The organism is Actinacidiphila alni (genome assembly GCF_900112845.1).
Taxonomy (GTDB): domain Bacteria; phylum Actinomycetota; class Actinomycetes; order Streptomycetales; family Streptomycetaceae; genus Actinacidiphila; species Actinacidiphila alni.
The window spans coordinates 168632-184759 of the sequence record NZ_FONG01000001.1 but is presented as its reverse complement, the minus strand read 5'-3'; the positions used below and the strand labels follow the sequence as shown (position 1 = coordinate 184759).

At 71.7% G+C, this 16128-nt stretch carries 15 protein-coding genes; 9 read left to right on the top strand and 6 right to left on the bottom strand.

What is annotated here, in order from left to right:
* Nucleotides 1–93 precede the first annotated feature (93 nt).
* The 7 genes from BM076_RS00760 to pssA all read left to right on the top strand — a co-directional run bounded on the left by BM076_RS00760 (nt 94) and on the right by pssA (nt 8178).
* Nucleotides 94–885, top strand: a complete 792-nt coding sequence (locus BM076_RS00760; protein WP_093711327.1) for a TetR family transcriptional regulator — start codon at nt 94–96, stop codon at nt 883–885.
* A 467-nt stretch (nt 886–1352) separates the two neighbouring features.
* Nucleotides 1353–2690 carry a crotonyl-CoA carboxylase/reductase gene (gene ccrA, locus BM076_RS00755; RefSeq protein WP_093711326.1) on the top strand — a complete coding sequence of 446 codons (1338 nt, stop codon included), beginning with the start codon at nt 1353–1355 and terminating at the stop codon, nt 2688–2690.
* 57 nt (nt 2691–2747) lie between these two features.
* Complete coding sequence (locus BM076_RS00750; RefSeq protein WP_245795664.1) at nt 2748–4721, top strand: protein meaA; 1974 nt, start codon at nt 2748–2750, stop codon at nt 4719–4721.
* Between the two features lies 1 nt (nt 4722).
* Nucleotides 4723–5229, top strand: a complete 507-nt coding sequence (locus BM076_RS00745) for a MaoC family dehydratase (RefSeq protein WP_093711324.1) — start codon at nt 4723–4725, stop codon at nt 5227–5229.
* A 1-nt stretch (nt 5230) separates the two neighbouring features.
* Nucleotides 5231–6442 (top strand): acyl-CoA dehydrogenase family protein, encoded by a 1212-nt coding sequence (locus BM076_RS00740; protein WP_093711323.1) that lies wholly within the window; start codon nt 5231–5233, stop codon nt 6440–6442.
* 181 nt (nt 6443–6623) lie between these two features.
* Nucleotides 6624–7280, top strand: coding sequence for a phosphatidylserine decarboxylase (locus BM076_RS00735; protein ID WP_093711322.1), 657 nt, complete (start codon nt 6624–6626; stop codon nt 7278–7280).
* A 91-nt stretch (nt 7281–7371) separates the two neighbouring features.
* The gene (gene pssA, locus BM076_RS00730) at nt 7372–8178 is read left to right on the top strand and encodes a CDP-diacylglycerol--serine O-phosphatidyltransferase (RefSeq protein WP_093711703.1); all 807 of its coding nucleotides are present in this window, start codon (nt 7372–7374) and stop codon (nt 8176–8178) included.
* 439 nt (nt 8179–8617) lie between these two features.
* Here the strand turns inward: pssA and BM076_RS00725 are convergent, their stop codons facing one another.
* Nucleotides 8618–9739 (bottom strand): glycerate kinase family protein, encoded by a 1122-nt coding sequence (locus BM076_RS00725; protein WP_093711321.1) that lies wholly within the window; start codon nt 9737–9739, stop codon nt 8618–8620.
* A 182-nt stretch (nt 9740–9921) separates the two neighbouring features.
* On the opposite strand from BM076_RS00725, the gene BM076_RS00720 reads away from it, so the two are divergent.
* The gene (locus BM076_RS00720; protein WP_093711320.1) at nt 9922–10425 is read left to right on the top strand and encodes an NUDIX domain-containing protein; all 504 of its coding nucleotides are present in this window, start codon (nt 9922–9924) and stop codon (nt 10423–10425) included.
* Nucleotides 10426–10432: 7 nt separating this feature from the next.
* Here BM076_RS00720 and BM076_RS00715 read toward each other — a convergent pair whose 3' ends face one another.
* Both BM076_RS00715 and BM076_RS00710 read right to left on the bottom strand, forming a co-directional pair.
* A complete protein-coding gene (locus BM076_RS00715; protein WP_093711319.1) occupies nt 10433–10972 on the bottom strand; it encodes an NUDIX hydrolase in 540 nt (179 codons plus the stop codon).
* A 68-nt stretch (nt 10973–11040) separates the two neighbouring features.
* The gene (locus BM076_RS00710) at nt 11041–11508 is read right to left on the bottom strand and encodes an SCP2 sterol-binding domain-containing protein (protein WP_093711318.1); all 468 of its coding nucleotides are present in this window, start codon (nt 11506–11508) and stop codon (nt 11041–11043) included.
* A gap of 142 nt (nt 11509–11650) precedes the next feature.
* Here BM076_RS00710 and BM076_RS00705 point away from each other — a divergent pair, with 142 nt between their 5' ends.
* The gene (locus BM076_RS00705) at nt 11651–12511 is read left to right on the top strand and encodes a nucleotidyltransferase domain-containing protein (protein ID WP_407640600.1); all 861 of its coding nucleotides are present in this window, start codon (nt 11651–11653) and stop codon (nt 12509–12511) included.
* A 183-nt stretch (nt 12512–12694) separates the two neighbouring features.
* Here the strand turns inward: BM076_RS00705 and BM076_RS00700 are convergent, their stop codons facing one another.
* The 3 genes from BM076_RS00700 to BM076_RS00690 form a co-directional block, all read right to left on the bottom strand.
* Nucleotides 12695–14125 (bottom strand): phytoene desaturase family protein, encoded by a 1431-nt coding sequence (locus tag BM076_RS00700; RefSeq protein WP_093711317.1) that lies wholly within the window; start codon nt 14123–14125, stop codon nt 12695–12697.
* Nucleotides 14122–15000 carry an inositol monophosphatase family protein gene (locus tag BM076_RS00695; protein ID WP_093711316.1) on the bottom strand — a complete coding sequence of 293 codons (879 nt, stop codon included), beginning with the start codon at nt 14998–15000 and terminating at the stop codon, nt 14122–14124. Before BM076_RS00695 ends, BM076_RS00700 begins: the two co-directional genes overlap by 4 nt.
* Before the next feature lie 101 nt (nt 15001–15101).
* Nucleotides 15102–16115 (bottom strand): TIGR03842 family LLM class F420-dependent oxidoreductase, encoded by a 1014-nt coding sequence (locus BM076_RS00690; protein WP_093711315.1) that lies wholly within the window; start codon nt 16113–16115, stop codon nt 15102–15104.
* Between the last annotated feature and the right edge of the window lie 13 nt (nt 16116–16128).

The following is a 16128-nucleotide window of genomic DNA, read 5'->3' as shown; positions in this document are numbered from 1 at the left end:
GGCGGGCGGGGCCGGGAGCAGGGGCGTACGGCGGGCTGGGGAGGTTTTCCCCCGGCCGCCGGGCGCGGGGCCGGGGCGTGTTACGTTCCCCACATGTCCCAGCCCGCGAAGACCGATCAGCCCGAGACCGCGAACGGCCGCCGTGCCGCGGCCCAGCGCCACCGGGTGCGCCAGGACCTCGCGTCGGCCGCGATGCACCTGTTCGCGACGCAGGGGTACGAGGCCACCACGGTGGACGAGATCGCGGCGACGGCCGGGGTCGCCCGGCGGACCTTCTTCCGGCACTTCCGCTCCAAGGAAGAGGCGATCTTCCCCGACCACGACGACACGCTGGTGCGGGTGCAGGCGGTGCTGGACTCCGCCGACCCGCACGAGCACCCGCTGGACACCGTGTGCCGGGGCATCACCGAGGTGCTGCGGATGTACGCGCACATGCCGGAGGTGTCGGTCGAGCGGTATCGGCTGACGCGCGAGGTGCCGACGCTGCGGGAGCGGGAGATCGCCTCGGTGGCCCGCTACGAGCGGCTGTTCACCCGTTATCTGCTGGGCCATTTCGACGAGGGCGCGCATCGCGACGGCGACGACGACCCGCTGCTGGCGGAGGTGGCCGCGTCCGCGGTGGTCGCGGCGCACAATCATGTGCTGCGCCGCTGGCTGCGCGCCGACGGCAAGGGCGATGTGGAGGCGCAGCTCGATCACGCCTTCGACGTCATCAAGGCCACTTTCGGCACCGGTATCGGCGCCGGCCGGATACCGTCGCGGGTCGCGGTGGAGCCTGTGGCGACCGTGTCCCGGCAGGGCGAGGTGGTGGTCGCGGTCGCCCGCACCGATGCCTCGCCCGCCGAGATCCTGCGGACGATCGAGCAGGCCCTGCGCCGCGCCTGAGCCGTACCGGGCGTCGTCGGCGCCCGGGACCGCCCGGGCGCCCGCCCCGCCGCACCCGCCATTCGTGACAGCGGCCGACCGGAACCACGGTCGGTCGCTGTCGTGCGTCTCCGCGCCCGCTTCCTGCCGTTTCGGCGGCGTTCACCGTATTTTCCCCATGGCGTGGGCCGCTCATCTGTGCCCGCCCGGTGACGCTTGAGAAAAAATCATGGCACGCAGTGTCTTTACGAGTGGCACCGCGTGCCATACCGTGACGGTAGTCCGGGCGGCCGGCGTACGGAGATCCCACGTACGCCGGCTGTCCCCAAGGCCCGGACGGCCTGCGTCACAGGTATCCCCGCGCCACCGCGCGACATGGTCAGTTCCACCGCAGTACCGCCGGACCGACGACGGCACCCGTTCATCCACCCCTGCGTTCCCTCAAGCGTTTTCGCAGCCGCAGCACGCTTCGCCGGAGGCCAGTCACCATGAAGGAAATCCTGGACGCGATCCTCGCGCCGGACAGTTCAGCCAGCGACTTCGCGGCCCTGCCGCTGCCGGAGTCCTACCGCGCCGTGACCGTCCGCAAGGACGAGGCCGGAATGTTCGAAGGGCTCGACGCCCGCGAGAAGGACCCCCGCAAGTCCCTGCACGTCGACCGGGTGCCGCTGCCCGAACTCGGGCCCGGTGAGGCCCTGGTGGCCGTGATGGCCAGCTCGGTCAACTACAACTCGGTCTGGACCTCGATCTTCGAGCCGGTCTCGACCTTCGCCTTCCTGGAGCGCTACGGGAAGCTGTCGCCGCTCACCAAGCGGCACGACCTGCCGTACCACGTCATCGGCTCCGACCTGGCGGGCGTCGTGCTGCGCACCGGCGCCGGGGTCAACGCCTGGAAGCCGGGCGACCGGGTCGTGGCGCACTGCCTGAGCGTGGAACTGGAGTCCGCCGACGGGCACAACGACACGATGCTCGACCCGGAGCAGCGGATCTGGGGCTTCGAGACCAACTTCGGCGGCCTCGCCGAGATCGCCCTGGTCAAGTCCAACCAGCTGATGCCCAAGCCGGCGCACCTCACCTGGGAGGAGGCCGCGGCCCCCGGCCTGGTCAACTCCACCGCCTACCGCCAGCTCGTCTCGCGCAACGGCGCCGGCATGAAGCAGGGCGACAATGTGCTGATCTGGGGCGCAAGCGGCGGACTCGGCTCCTACGCCACGCAGTTCGCGCTGGCCGGCGGCGCCAACCCGATCTGTGTGGTCTCCAGCCCGCAGAAGGCGGAGATCTGCCGCCGGATGGGCGCGGAGGCGATCATCGACCGCAATGCCGAGGGCTACCGCTTCTGGAAGGACGACCAGCACCAGGACCCGCGCGAGTGGAAGCGCTTCGGCGCCCGGATCCGTGAACTGACCGGAGGCGAGGACGTGGACATCGTCTTCGAGCACCCGGGCCGGGAGACCTTCGGCGCCTCCGTCTACGTCACCCGCAAGGGCGGCACCATCGTCACCTGCGCCTCCACCAGCGGCTACAACCACGAGTACGACAACCGCTATCTGTGGATGAGCCTGAAGAAGATCGTCGGCTCGCACTTCGCCAACTACCGCGAGGCGTGGGAGGCCAACCGGCTGATCGCCAAGGGCAAGATCCACCCCACGCTGTCCCGGACGTACACGCTGGAGGAGACCGGGCAGGCGGCGTACGACGTGCACCGCAATCTGCACCAGGGCAAGGTCGGTGTCCTCGCGCTGGCGCCCGAGGAGGGCATGGGCGTCACGGACCCGGAGCTGCGCGCGAAGCACGAGAGCGCGATCAATCTCTTCCGGGGCGCGTGAGGCGGCGCCATGACGCAGGAGACGAGCGGGCGCCGGGCGAAGGACCGGCCCTGGCTGATGCGGACCTACGCGGGGCACTCGACCGCCGAGGCGTCCAACGCGCTGTACCGCCGCAATCTCGACAAGGGCCAGACGGGCCTGTCGGTCGCGTTCGACCTGCCGACCCAGACCGGCTACGACCCGGACCATGTGCTGGCCCGCGGCGAGGTCGGCCGGGTCGGTGTGCCGGTCTCCCATCTGGGCGACATGCGGCGGCTGTTCCAGGACATCCCGCTGGAGCGGATGAACACCTCGATGACCATCAACGCCACCGCCATGTGGCTGCTGGCGCTCTACCAGGTGGTCGCCGAGGAGCAGGGCGCCGATGTCACCGCGCTCCAGGGCACGACACAGAACGACATCGTCAAGGAGTACCTCTCCCGCGGTACGCATGTCTTCCCGCCGGTCCCCTCGCTGCGGCTGACCACCGACATGATCACGTACACGGTCAACCACATCCCCAAGTGGAACCCGATCAACATCTGCAGCTACCACCTCCAGGAGGCCGGTGCCACGCCGGTGCAGGAGATCGCCTACGCGATGTCCACGGCGGTCGCCGTCCTGGACGCGGTCTTCGCCTCGGGCCAGGTGCCCGAGGAGCGCAGGGGCGAGGTCGTCGCGCGGATCTCCTTCTTCGTCAACGCGGGTGTCCGCTTCGTCGAGGAGATGTGCAAGATGCGCGCCTTCGGCCGGATCTGGGACACCGTCACGCGCGAGCGGTACGGCATCGAGGACCCCAAGCAGCGCCGCTTCCGCTACGGCGTGCAGGTCAACTCGCTCGGCCTGACCGAGGCGCAGCCGGAGAACAACGTCCAGCGGATCGTGCTGGAGATGCTGGCCGTCACGCTCTCCAAGGACGCCCGTGCCCGCGCGGTGCAACTCCCGGCCTGGAACGAGGCGTTGGGCCTGCCGCGCCCCTGGGACCAGCAGTGGAGCCTGCGCATCCAGCAGGTGCTGGCCCATGAGAGCGACCTGCTGGAGTACGAGGACATCTTCGACGGCAGCCATGTGATCGAGGCGAAGGTCGAGGAGCTGGTGCGGTTGGCGACCGCCGAGATGGCGCACATCGAGGAACTGGGCGGCGCCATGGCCGCGGTCGAGTCGGGCTACCTCAAGTCGCAGCTGGTGTCCTCGCACGCCGAACGGCGGGCCAGGATCGAGTCGGGCGAGGAGAAGATCGTCGGCGTCAACGTCTACGAGTCCACCGAGCCCAATCCGCTGACCGCCGACCTCGACACCGCGATCATGACCGTCGACCCGGACAACGAGGCCAGGGTGGTGGCCGCGCTGCACGACTGGCGGGTGGCGCGCGACGAGCGGCGGGCGCAGGAGGCGCTGACCGCGCTGCGGTCGGTCGCGGCCGGCACCGGCAATCTGATGCCGGCCACCCTGGAGTGCGCGCGGGCGGGGGTGACGACCGGCGAGTGGTCCTGGGCGCTGCGCGACGTCTTCGGCGAGTTCCGGGCGCCCACCGGGGTCAGCAGCGCGCCGGTCGCGGTGGCCGCCGAGGCGGGCAGCCCGCTGGCCGGGGTGCGCCGCAAGGTCGCGGAGACGGCGAAGGAACTGGGCGGCGGACGGCTGCGGCTGCTGGTCGGCAAGCCGGGCCTGGACGGGCACTCCAACGGCGCCGAGCAGATCGCGGTGCGCGCCCGCGACGCCGGTTTCGAGGTGGTCTACCAGGGGATCAGGCTGACGCCCGAGCAGATCGTGTCGGCGGCCGTCGCCGAGGACGTGCACTGCGTGGGCCTGTCGATCCTGTCGGGTTCGCACGCGGCCCTGGTGCCGGACGTGCTGCAACGGCTGCGCAGGGCCGGGGTGGACGACATCCCGGTGGTGGTCGGCGGGATCATCCCCTCGGCGGACACCAAGGCGCTGCTGGCGGCCGGGGTGGCCGCGGTGTTCACTCCGAAGGACTTCGGCATCACCGAGATCATCGGCCGGATCGTGGACGAGATCCGGCTCGCGAACAAGCTGGAAAAGCTGGAGGTATGACGTGCAGTTCGGCCGCACATACGAGGAGTTCGAGGTCGGTGCGATCTACAAGCACTGGCCGGGAAAGACGGTCACCGAGTACGACGACCACCTCTTCTGCCTCCTCACCATGAATCACCACCCGCTGCACATGGACGCCAACTACGCCGAGAAGACGACCGACTTCGGCCGCAATGTGGTCGTCGGCAACTACGTCTACTCGCTGCTGCTCGGCATGTCGGTGCCCGATGTCTCCGGCAAGGCCATCGCCAATCTGGAGATCGAGTCGCTCAAGCACGTCGCGCCGACCTTCCACGGCGACACGATCTACGGCGAGACGACCGTGCTCGACAAGCGGCCGTCGAAGTCCAAGGACGACCGCGGCATCGTCGCGGTGGAGACCCGCGGCTACAAGCAGGACGGCACGCTGGTCTGCGTGTTCCGGCGCAAGGTACTGGTGCCGACCGCCACGTACATCAAGGAGCGCGGCGGGGAACAGCCCGGCCGTCCCGAGCTGGGAGAGAGCTGAGATGGGCCGCCTCGCGCAGACCGACGGACTGACCGACGTCCAGCAGGAGATCCTCTCCACCGTCCGGGATTTCGTGAACAAGGAGATCCTGCCGGTCGCCACCGAACTGGAGCACCGCGACGAATATCCGTCGGACATCGTCGAGGGGCTCAAGGAACTGGGCATCTTCGGCCTGATGATTCCGGAGGAGTACGGCGGCCTCGGCGAGTCGCTGCTGACCTACGCGCTCACCGTCGAGGAGATCGCGCGCGGCTGGATGAGCGTCTCGGGCATCATCAACACCCATTTCATCGTCGCCTACATGATCAAGCAGCACGGCACCCAGGAGCAGAAGGACCACTTCCTGCCGCGGATGGCCGCCGGTGACGTACGGGGCGCGTTCTCGATGTCGGAGCCGGAACTGGGCTCGGACGTCTCGGCGATCCGCACCAAGGGCGTACGCGACGGGGACACGTACGTCGTCAACGGCCAGAAGATGTGGCTGACCAACGGCGGTTCGTCGAATCTGGTCGCGGTGCTGTGCAGGACCGACGAGGGGCAGCCGCAGGACGCGGCGCCGCACAAGTCGATGACGACCTTCCTGATCGAGAAGGAGCCGGGCTTCGGCGCCAACCCCAAGGTCCCCGGCCTGACCGTGCCCGGGAAGATCGACAAGATGGGCTACAAGGGCGTCGACACCACCGAGCTGGTCCTGCAGGACGTACGGGTGCCGGCCGACCGGGTGCTCGGCGGCGTCAGCGGCCGCGGTTTTTACCAGATGATGGACGGCGTCGAGGTCGGCCGGGTCAATGTGGCCGCGCGCGGCTGCGGTGTGGCGCAGCGGGCCTTCGAACTCGGCATCGCCTACGCACAGCAGCGGCACACCTTCGGCAAGCCGATCGCCCAGCACCAGGCGATCCAGTTCAAGCTCGCCGAAATGGCCACCAAGGTGGAGGCCGCGCACCGCATGATGGTCAACGCGGCACGCAAGAAGGACTCCGGCGAGCGCAACGACCTGGAGGCCGGAATGGCGAAGTACCTGGCCGCCGAATACTGCAAGGAGGTCGTCGAGGACGCCTTCCGGATCCACGGCGGCTACGGCTTCTCCAAGGAGTACGAGATCGAGCGGCTCTACCGTGAGGCGCCGATGCTGCTGATCGGCGAGGGCACCGCCGAGATCCAGAAAATGATCATCGGACGACGGCTCCTGGAGGAGTATCGCTTCCAGGGCTGAATGTCCGCATTTGCCCGCATTTATCCGAGGTGAAGGTCACACAGTGTGAAGCCGGACGGCACGGGAACCGGCCATCGACTCGCCCTTGAGCTTGCCGAGTTGCCCGTGCCAACCGATACCATCGAGCTAAAGCCGCCGTCCCCAGAAGCATTCGCGGCACCCTCCGCTACGAAGGTCTTCCATGCCCCACAGCCATTCCTCAGCACCACGCGACAGCCTTGCCGGGGTACGACTCGCGCGCGGAGCGTCGCCGTGGCTCCTGCCGACCCTCGCCACGGCGGCGGTCGGTCTGGTCCGCGCGCGCCGCTCCGGCCGCTGGGCGGCGGTGGCCGTCCCCGCCACCGCGCTCGCCGCGGGCATGCTGTGGTTCTTCCGCGACCCCGAGCGGGAGATCGCCGAGGGCCGGGTGATCTGTCCGGCGGACGGCGTGGTGCAGAGCATCATGCCGTGGAAGGACGGCCGCACCCGGGTCGCGATCTTCATGAGCCCGCTGAACGTGCATGTGAACCGCGCCCCGCTGTCCGGCACGGTCACCTCCGTCGAGCACATCCCCGGCGGCTACGTTCCGGCGTTCAACAAGGAGAGCGAGAACAACGAGCGGGTGGTCTGGCACTTCGACACCGAGATCGGTGACGTCGAGATGATCCAGATCGCCGGGGCCGTGGCGCGCCGCATCGTGCCGTACGTGCCGCGCGGCTGCAAGGTCGAGCAGGGCGACCGGATCGGCCTGATCCGGTTCGGCTCGCGGGTCGACGTGTACCTGCCGGAGGGCATCGAGCCCGCCGTCGAGGTCGGGCAGACCACCACGGCTGGGGTGACTCGCCTTGACCGTGCTTGATCCCGACACGCAGACGTCCGCCACGGCATCCTCGGCCTCCTCTCCGTCGTCCGCGTCCTCCGCACAGGACCGGCCGCACTGGGTCACCGACCTGGAGGACGAGGTCGCCGACCTGCCGCTCTCCACGCGGCTCTCCATCGCCGACGCGCTCACGCTCGGTAACGCGATCTGCGGCTTCATGGCCGTGTACTTCACGACCACCGGTGTGCTCGTCCCGCACCTGATGGGCACCAACGACGGCGGCATGTCCAAGCACAGCGCCGCCACGGCGGTCACGCTGATGCTGCTCGCGTCCGTCTTCGACCTCTTCGACGGGCTCGTCGCGCGCAAGCTGCGCAGCTCCGCGATGGGGGCCGAGCTGGACAATCTGTCCGACCTGATCAGCTTCGGGCTCGCGCCGGCGTACTTCGTGGTCGTCTGGGGCCTGGTCGCCGACGACGCCCACGGCAAGGTGTCGGCCGCCGCCGCGGTCATGGTGGTGCTCGCCGTCGTCCTGCGGCTGGCCCGCTTCTCCTGCACCACCATCAGGGACGGCGTCTTCCAGGGCATGCCCAGCCCCTTCGGGGCGATGACGGTGGTCTCCGTCGTGCTGCTGGAGCTGCCCTTCATCCCGACCGTCGTCGCGATCGTCGGTGTCGCGTGGCTCATGGTCAGCCGGGTCGAATATCCCAAGCCGCGGGGACGGCTCGCCGTCGTCACCCTCGGCTGGATCCTCATCAGCATGGGCTGCCTCACCGCCTGGACGCTCGACGTGCCCGGCGGGCACCAGCTGCTCCAGACCGGTGCGGCTCTCCAATGCGTGGCGGCCGCGGTCATTCCGTGCTTTGCGACTACGCGTCGCGTCAATACGATGCGGGCCAATCGCCGCGAGGCCCGCTGCGCGCCTCCGGCGCGGTAGCCACACGTACGGGCGCGGCCCGTTCCCGCTTCTTTCGAAGCGGGAACGGGCCGCGCCCGTTCTCGGGTGCCCTCACGGAGGGCGGTGTCCTCCTGCGGAGGGCGGTGCGTGATCTCCTGCGGAGGGCGGTGCGTGATCTCCTGTCGGGGGCGCCTGAGGTCTCCTGCGGAGTGCGGGAGTCATGTTTTTAGGGGCGCGGGGAACTGCGCGGCCCGCCCCCACCGGCCCGGTGGTCGCAAAACAACAGCGTCTGCCCCGCTGGGGGCGGTCTTTCGCCTGAAGGCGCGCGTGGGCTGAGCGCGCAGTTCCCCGCGCCCCTATCGGGCACCCTTCTCCGCCAGCGCAGCGCCGCGTCCCCGCGTCCCTAAAGGGCACCCTCCTCCGCAGAGGCGCGGGTACAGGGGGGCGCGGCCCTGATCGGGCACCCTTCTCCGCAGGGCTAGGTGAGGAAATCCTCGGCGAGGGATTGGGCGACGCGTTCGAGGAGGGGGCCGGCGTTGGGGATGGAGAGAGCGGGATCGGGCTCGAGGGCGGAGAGCGGGTAGGCGCGACGGATTCCGGCGGCGCCGAGCGCGGAGGGGCTGAGGGCGAGGCGCCCGCAGACGGCGACGACGTCGATACCGCGGGCACGCGCGGCCTGGGCGACCCCGACGGGCGCCTTCCCGTGCAGCGTCTGCTCGTCGAGCGACCCCTCACCGGTGATGACGAGGTCGACCCCGTCGAGCGCCTCGGCGAAGCCGAGGACGTCGAGCATGACGTCGATCCCGGCCCGGAAGGAAGCCCCGAGCCCGACGAGGGCGCCGTAGCCGATGCCGCCGGCGGCGCCCGCGCCGGGCGCCTCGGCGGCGGAGGCGGCGGCGGGCCCGGCGGCCTCGGCGAGCACGGCGACGTAGTGGCCGAGAGCGGCGTCGAGGGCGGCGACGTCCGCCGCGGAGGCACCCTTCTGCGGCCCGTAGACGGCCGCGGCCCCCTTGGGCCCGAGCAGCGGATTGTCGACGTCGCTGGCGAGCACGACCTCGGTCTCGGCGAGCCGCGGGTCGAGCCCGGACAGGTCGGCGGTGGCGAGCGCGGCCAGCGGCCCGCCGCCGGGCGGCACGGGCGCCCCGTCGGCGTCCAGCAGCCGCGCGCCGAGAGCGCTGAGCATGCCGGAGCCGCCGTCGTTGGTGGCGCTGCCGCCGACGCCCAGCACGATGCTGCGGGCGCCCGCGTCGAGCGCGGCCTTGAGCAGCTCGCCGGTGCCGTACGTGGTGGCCGTGAGCGGCGCGAAGACGCCGGAGGGCAGATGCTGGAGCCCGGACGCCTCGGCCATCTCGACCACGGCGGTGCCGCCCCGCAGGGCGTACGCGGCCTCGACGGGTTCGCCGAGCGGCCCGGTGACCCGTACCGTACGGCGCTCGAAGCCGCCCGCGACGGCGGCGTCGACCGTGCCGTCACCGCCGTCGGCGACCGGCACCGAGGTGACCCTCACCCCGGGCGCGCCCTTGTGCAGGCCCACCGCGACATGGGCGGCGACCTGCACCGCGGTCAGTGACCCCTTGAACTTGTCCGCGGCGATCAGCACGCGCCCCGTGGATCTTGTTGCAGTGTCGGACACTGTCGTACTCCCCAGCAGAAAACGGAACGTCGCGCCGTTCGGACCTTATCCCGCCGCGGCCCGCCTGCCCATGGGCAGGCGGGCCGCGTGACCGCGCGATCACGCGGACCGCACGCCGGGCGGGCGGCCCGGCGACGTAGGTTGGCGCCATGACGACGACCGACTTCGCCACGTACATCGCAGGTCTGCCAAAGATCATCTCGGGTGCGAACACCCTTTTCCGGTCCGCCGACGGCCGGATCCTGATCGTGGAGCCGAACTACCGCGACGACGGCACCTGGACGCTGCCGGGCGGCACCATCGAGTCCGACCGGAACGAGACGCCGCGGCAGGCGGCCCGCCGGGAGAGCGAGGAGGAGATCGGCCTCGACATCGCGCCCGGCGCGCTGCTCGCGGTCGACTGGGTGACCGGACCCGGCAGGCCGCCGCTGGCGAGCTATCTGTACGACGGCGGCGTCCTGGACGAGGAGCGGCTTGCGGCGGTCCGGCTCCAGGAGGAGGAGCTGGACTCCTGGAAGCTGATCGCGCCCGAGGAGGTCGACGGCTACTTCTCGCCGGGCGCCGCGCGGCGCGTGCGGGCCGCCCTCGCGGCGCTGGCCGCGGGCACCGGCACGGTCGAGCTGGAGAACGGCCGCCCGGCGGGCGCCCCCTGACGGCCGGTCAACCAGCCGTGCGGCGCGGGCCGTTGGGTACGTAACCGAGGTCGGGCGCCGGGTCCGCCGGACCGTGCGCGCGCAGTTCGGCCAGGAGCGCGGGCAGTTGCGGCGGCCACAACGCCTCGTCGGTGGCGACCAGTTCGGCCGGGGTCCACCAGCGGCCGTCCAGGATGCCGTCCGCGCGGTGGGCCGCAACCAGGTCCCCGGAGAGCGGGCGGTGCGGGGCGTGGGCAACGTAGATGTGCTCGTGTTGCCGCACCGGGACGTCGCCGCGGGTGAAGTCGTGCTCCCAGGTGCACAGCAGCGGGCCCGGTTCGACATCGGTCCAGCCGGTCTCCTCGCGCGCCTCGCGCACGGCGCCCTCGCGGGGCGTCTCGTCGCCTTCGAGGCCGCCGCCCGGCATCGCCCAGTGCCGGCCGACCTCGGGATTGTCGTAACGGAGCAGGAAGACCGCGCCGTCCGGGTCGAGTACCGCGACGCGTGCGGCGCGGCGCGGGACGCGGTCCCGCGCCGCCTCTGCCGGTGCTGGTGCTGGGTCCGTCATGGTGTGCCGCCGCTCCCCCGGGTGTCCGCGGCCGGGCTCCCCCGGCCGCGTTCACCGTATACGGACGGTCACGCCTTCGGGATGTCGAAGAAGTACGTGAGGCCGCCGGCCAGCCGGATGTCGCCCTGGACCTTGAGCTTGCGGGTGAAGAACAGCGTCGGGCCCGAGGCGTTGCCGGACACCAGCTTCAGGAATTCCGGCGCCGCCATCGTCAGTGTCAGCCGCGGGGTCCTGCCGGTGTCCTCGGCCGTGACCGTGCAGGCGCCGTCCGCGATGTGCGTCTCGTAGACGTCGGGCGCCTCGTCGCCCGCGGTGATCCGCCAGCGGATCAGCGCGTCGCGGCTGCCCGCGGACTCCGGCTTGAACTGGTCCTTCATCCGGTGGAAGACCTCGTCCAGCACCCGGCGGCGCTGCGGTCCCGCCATGAAGTCGGCGATCTTCCGGGCCGGCAGGTCCCGTACGATCCGGGCGAATTCCCGCGGCTCCACGGTGCCGAAGTCGAGGAGTTCCAGGTCGATATCGTCGAGCGCCGCCATGTCGGGGACCTTCCTGACTCCGGAGTAAGTTTACTGGTGGGTAAGAGTAGGTTCGGCGGCTCGCACTGGCAAGCGGCTCCCCTGCCGGGGGCTCGGCGGAAACTCACGGGCGCGGGGGCGCACTCTCCCGTACGGTCGCGGGATGCCCAGTGATCCGTATGTGCCCCCGCTCGCCGACGGTCCCGATGTGGCCGGGATGGCCCGCGCCCTGCGGGAGGTGCCGGGTGTCGTGGGCGTACTGCTCGGCGGCAGCCGGGCGCGCGGCACCCACCGGCCGGACTCCGACTGGGATCTCGGGATCTACTACCGGGGCGAGCCCGATGTCGCCGCGCTGGCCGCGCTGGCCGCGGAGTTCGCCGGACGGCCGGTGGAGGTCGCCGCGCCCGGCGGCTGGGGGCCGTGGGTCAACGCCGGTGCCTGGCTGACCGTGGACGGCGTCGCCGTCGACTGGATCCTGCGCGACCTCGACCGCGTGCGGCGCGTCTGGGAGGGCTGCCGCGAGGGGCGTTACGAGGTGGGGATCCAGCCCGGCCATCCGCTCGGCTTCTGGTCGCCCTGCTATCCGGGTGAGGTCGCTCTCGGGCACGTACTCGCCGACGCCGGTGGGGAGTTGACCGCTCTGCGCGCTGCGGCGCGCGAATATCCCGAGGCCCTGCGGAGGGCTCTCATCGACGCTTCGTGGGAAGCGGAGTTCACGGTGGCCGCCGCGGTCAAGGGGGCGGCGGCCGGTGACGCCGTGTACGTATCGCTCTGCCTGTCCCGGGCGTTCGGGATCCTCGCGCAGTCGCTGCACGCGTGGCACCGCTTGTGGTGCCTCAACGAAAAGGGGGCCTTTCCGGCTGCCGCCGCTCTTCCGGGTGCCCCGGCCGGCCTTCTCCCGCGCGTCCACGCCCTCCTCGGCCGCCCGGGCTCCTCTCCTGCGGAGTTGGCCCGCACCGTCGCCGCCGCCGCGGAGGCCGTCGCCACGACCCGAGCCTTTCTCCTCGCGGAGGGTGGTGCCTGATCTCCTGCGGAGGGCGTTCAGTTAGGGGCGCGGGGAACTGCGCGACCAGCCGAAGCGCGCCTTCAGGCGAAAAACCGCCCCCAGCGGGGCAGACGCTGTTGTTTTGCGACCACCGGGCCGGTGGGGGCTGAGCGCGCAGTTCCCCGCGCCCCTATCGGGCACCCACTTCCGTAGAGGTGCGGGTCAGTGGCGGGCCGCGTGGCGGAGGTGGTGGAGGACGGTGCGGGCGGCGTGGTGGCCGGACATGCCGTGGACGCCGGGCCCGGGCGGGGTGGCGGAGGAGCAGAGGAAGACGTTCGGCCGGATGGTGGTGTAGGGGTTGAAGGCCAGCCGTGGCCGCAGAACCGCCTGAAGTCCCGTATAAGCGCCGCAGGCAATGTCGCCGCCGACATAGTTGGCGTTGCGCGCCGCGAGCGCGGGCGGTCCGCTGACGGCCCGGGCCAGTACGAGATCCCGGAAGCCCGGCGCGAACCGCTCGATCTGCCGCTCGACCGCGTCGGTCGCGTCCCCGCGCCAGTCGTGCGGCACATGGGCGTAGGCCCAGAAGACGTGCTTGCCCTCGGGCGCCCGGGAGGGATCGATCACCGAGGGCTGCGCGGTGATCAGGAAGGGCGTCTGGGGGGCGCGCCCGGTGACCGCCCGGTTGAGCGCGTCACCGATCTCGGTGTAGGTGGGACCGATGTGCACCGTGCCGGCGCGGCGCGCGTCCGGCGCCGTCCAGGGCACGGGCCCGTCCAGCGCGTAGTCGATCTTGAAGACGGACGGCCCGTAGCGGTAGCCGCGATAGGCGTCGCCGAGCCCGGCGATCCGGGCGAGCGCGGTCGGCGAGGTGTCGAAGACGTACGCGCGGGCCGGCGGCAGTTCGTCGAGCTTGCGGACGGTGGTACCGGTGACGATGGTGCCGCCGAGTTCGGTGAGGTGCGCGGCCAGCGCGTCCGCGATGGCCTGGGAGCCGCCGCGGGCGACCGGCCAGCCGTTCTCGTGCGCGGCGAGCGCGAACATCATGGCCATCGCCCCGGTGAAGGGCTGCCCGAGCCGGGTGATGGCGTGCCCGGCCAGGCCCGCGATCAGCGCCCGCGCCTTCGCGTCGTGGAAGCGCAGCGCCAGCACGGCGGCGGGCGGGGTGCCGGTCAGCCCGAACCGCAGGAAGCGGTAGGGGTCGTGCGGGATCCCGGCCCACTGCGGGCGGAAGAAGTCCGCGGCGAGGGTGTCCCAGTGGCCGGTGTACGGCGCGAGCAGCCGCCGGTAGGTGCCGGCGTCGCGGGCGCCGAGGGAGGCCGCGGTCTCCCCCACGCTGCGGGCGAGCACGGCGGCGGTGCCGTCGGGAAAGGGGTGGGCGAGCGGGAGTTCTGGCTGCAGCCACTCCAGGCCGTGCTCGCGCAGCGGCAGGGCGCGGAAGACGGGCGAGCCGACGCCGAAGGGGTGGACCGCGGAGCACGGGTCGTGCCGGAAGCCCGGCAGGGTCAGCTCCTCGGTGCGGGCGCCGCCGCCGACGGTGTCGGCCGCCTCGTAGACCTGGACGGAGAGGCCGGCGCGGGCCAACTCCACCGCGGCGGTCAGCCCGTTGGGGCCGGCCCCGACGACGACCGCGTCGGCGACGACGGCGCGGCTCACCGTCCGGCCGCCATCAGGTCGGTGACCCGGCGCGCGGTGGCCTCGTCGCGGGCGAGGGTGAAGGGCAGTTCGTTGCCGCCGGGGATGGAGAAGGGCGCGCCCGACGCCGTACGGCTGACGCCGCCCGCCTCGGTGGCGAGCAGCAGTCCCGCGGCGTGGTCCCAGGGCGCCTCCCAGAAGAAGGCCACGCCGTCGATCGCGCCGCGCGCGACGTCCAGATAGGCCAGGCCCGCGCAGGTGCAGGGGGTGCAGACGGCGCCGGAGGCGTCGAGCCGGGTGAGCACGTCGCGCTCGTACCCGGTGCGGTAGACCGGGTTGGAGGTGGTCAGCCGCAGCGGTTCGCCGGCCGCCGGGGTCGCGGTGCGCAGCCGTTCGCCGTCCAGGTGGGCGCCCCGGCCGCGCCGCGCGGTCGCGAACAGGCCGCGCTGCGGGGCGTACGTCCAGGACGCGAGCGGCTGTCCGCCGTGCACCAGCGCGACGAGGGTGGCGAAGCCGTCCTCGCCGCGGACGAAGGCGGCGGTGCCGTCGACCGGGTCGACCACCCACACCGGGTCGTTGCCGCCGAGGCGGTCCAGGACACCGCTGTCGGCGCTGACCGCCTCCTCGCCGACGACGACGGAGCCGGGCAGCAGCGCGGTGAGTTCTTCGGTGAGCCGTTCCTCGGCGAGCCGGTCGGCGGTGGTCACCAGGTCGTACGGGCCGCTCTTGTGCGCGATGTCGCCGTCGTCGAGCCGCCGCCAGCGCGGGGTGACCTCGGCGGCGACCACCGCTCTGATCACGTCCTCGACGGCGGCGAGCAGCTCGTCGTCCACGCCGCCGGGAGCGCCGTACGCGCCCGCCGCGTCACCGGGTACCGCACCGACCTCGTCGCTCATGCCGCCATCCAATCAGACCGCGGGGCACGGCGGCTCCGGGCCCGGGCAAGGCGGCCGTGCGGGCCGGGAGCCGCCGGGAGTCGCAGGGGCCCGCCCGGGAATCAGCCCAGGACCGGCACGATGTGCTCGCCGTACGCGTCGATCGTCGCCTCCTTCGCGTCGTGCATGTCGTAGACGGCGAACTGGTCGACGCCCAGGTCCCGCAGGGCCCGCAGTTTCTCCAGGTGCCGTTCGACCGGGCCGATCAGGCAGAAGCGGTCCACGATCTCGTCGGGCACGAAGGCGGTGTCGGGATTGCCCGACCTGCCGTGGTGCGCGTAGTCGTAGCCCTGCCGGCTCGCGATGTACGCGGTCAGCTCCTCGGGCACCAGGTCGGAGTGCTCGCCGTAGCGGCCGACGAGATCGGCGACGTGATTGCCGACCATGCCGCCGAACCAGCGGCACTGCTCCCGCGCGTGGGCCAGCGCCTCGGGCGAGTCGTCGGCCGTGACGTAGGCGGGCGCGGCCACGCAGACGGTGACCGAGGCCGGGTCGCGGCCCGCCTTCTCGGCGGCCTCGCGCACCGCCTTGACCATCCATTCGGTGAGGTAGACGTCGGCGAGCTGGAGGATGAAGCCGTCGGCCTTCTCACCGGTCAGCGCGAGCGCCTTCGGGCCGTACGCCGCCATCCAGACCGGCAGTTCACCGTTCTCCACCCAGGGCAGCCGCAGCGGGGTGCCGTCGACCACGGCCTCCCGGCCCTCGGCGAGGTCGCGGATGACGGTCATCGCCTCGCCCAGCCGGGCAAGGGTGTTGGGCCTGCGGCCCGCCACCCGCATCGCGGAGTCGCCGCGCCCGATGCCGCAGACGGTGCGGTTGCCGTACATCGAGTTGAGGGTGGCGAAGGTGGAGGCGGTCACCTCCCAGGTGCGGGTGCCGGGGTTGGTGACCATCGTGCCGACCTTGAGCCGGTCGGTGTGGTCGAGGATGCGGCTGTGGATGACGAACGGCTCCTGCCACAGGACGGCGGAGTCGAAGGTCCAGCCGTGGGTGAAGCCGGCCCGTTCGGCGCGGCGCATCAGATCGACGACGTTCGAGGCGGGCGGGTCGGTCTGCAGTACGAGGCCGAAGTCCATGGCGCCGCTCCTT

Coding starts and splice junctions, on each gene's coding strand:
- BM076_RS00760 (WP_093711327.1), top strand. CDS start 94: ATGTCCCAGCCCGCGAAGACCGATCAGCCCGAGACCGCGAACGGCCGC.
- ccrA (WP_093711326.1), top strand. CDS start 1,353: ATGAAGGAAATCCTGGACGCGATCCTCGCGCCGGACAGTTCAGCCAGC.
- BM076_RS00750 (WP_245795664.1), top strand. CDS start 2,748: ATGCGGACCTACGCGGGGCACTCGACCGCCGAGGCGTCCAACGCGCTG.
- BM076_RS00740 (WP_093711323.1), top strand. CDS start 5,231: ATGGGCCGCCTCGCGCAGACCGACGGACTGACCGACGTCCAGCAGGAG.
- BM076_RS00735 (WP_093711322.1), top strand. CDS start 6,624: ATGCCCCACAGCCATTCCTCAGCACCACGCGACAGCCTTGCCGGGGTA.
- BM076_RS00720 (WP_093711320.1), top strand. CDS start 9,922: ATGACGACGACCGACTTCGCCACGTACATCGCAGGTCTGCCAAAGATC.
- BM076_RS00715 (WP_093711319.1), bottom strand. CDS start 10,972: ATGACGGACCCAGCACCAGCACCGGCAGAGGCGGCGCGGGACCGCGTC.
- BM076_RS00710 (WP_093711318.1), bottom strand. CDS start 11,508: ATGGCGGCGCTCGACGATATCGACCTGGAACTCCTCGACTTCGGCACC.
- BM076_RS00705 (WP_407640600.1), top strand. CDS start 11,651: ATGCCCAGTGATCCGTATGTGCCCCCGCTCGCCGACGGTCCCGATGTG.
- BM076_RS00695 (WP_093711316.1), bottom strand. CDS start 15,000: ATGAGCGACGAGGTCGGTGCGGTACCCGGTGACGCGGCGGGCGCGTAC.
- BM076_RS00690 (WP_093711315.1), bottom strand. CDS start 16,115: ATGGACTTCGGCCTCGTACTGCAGACCGACCCGCCCGCCTCGAACGTC.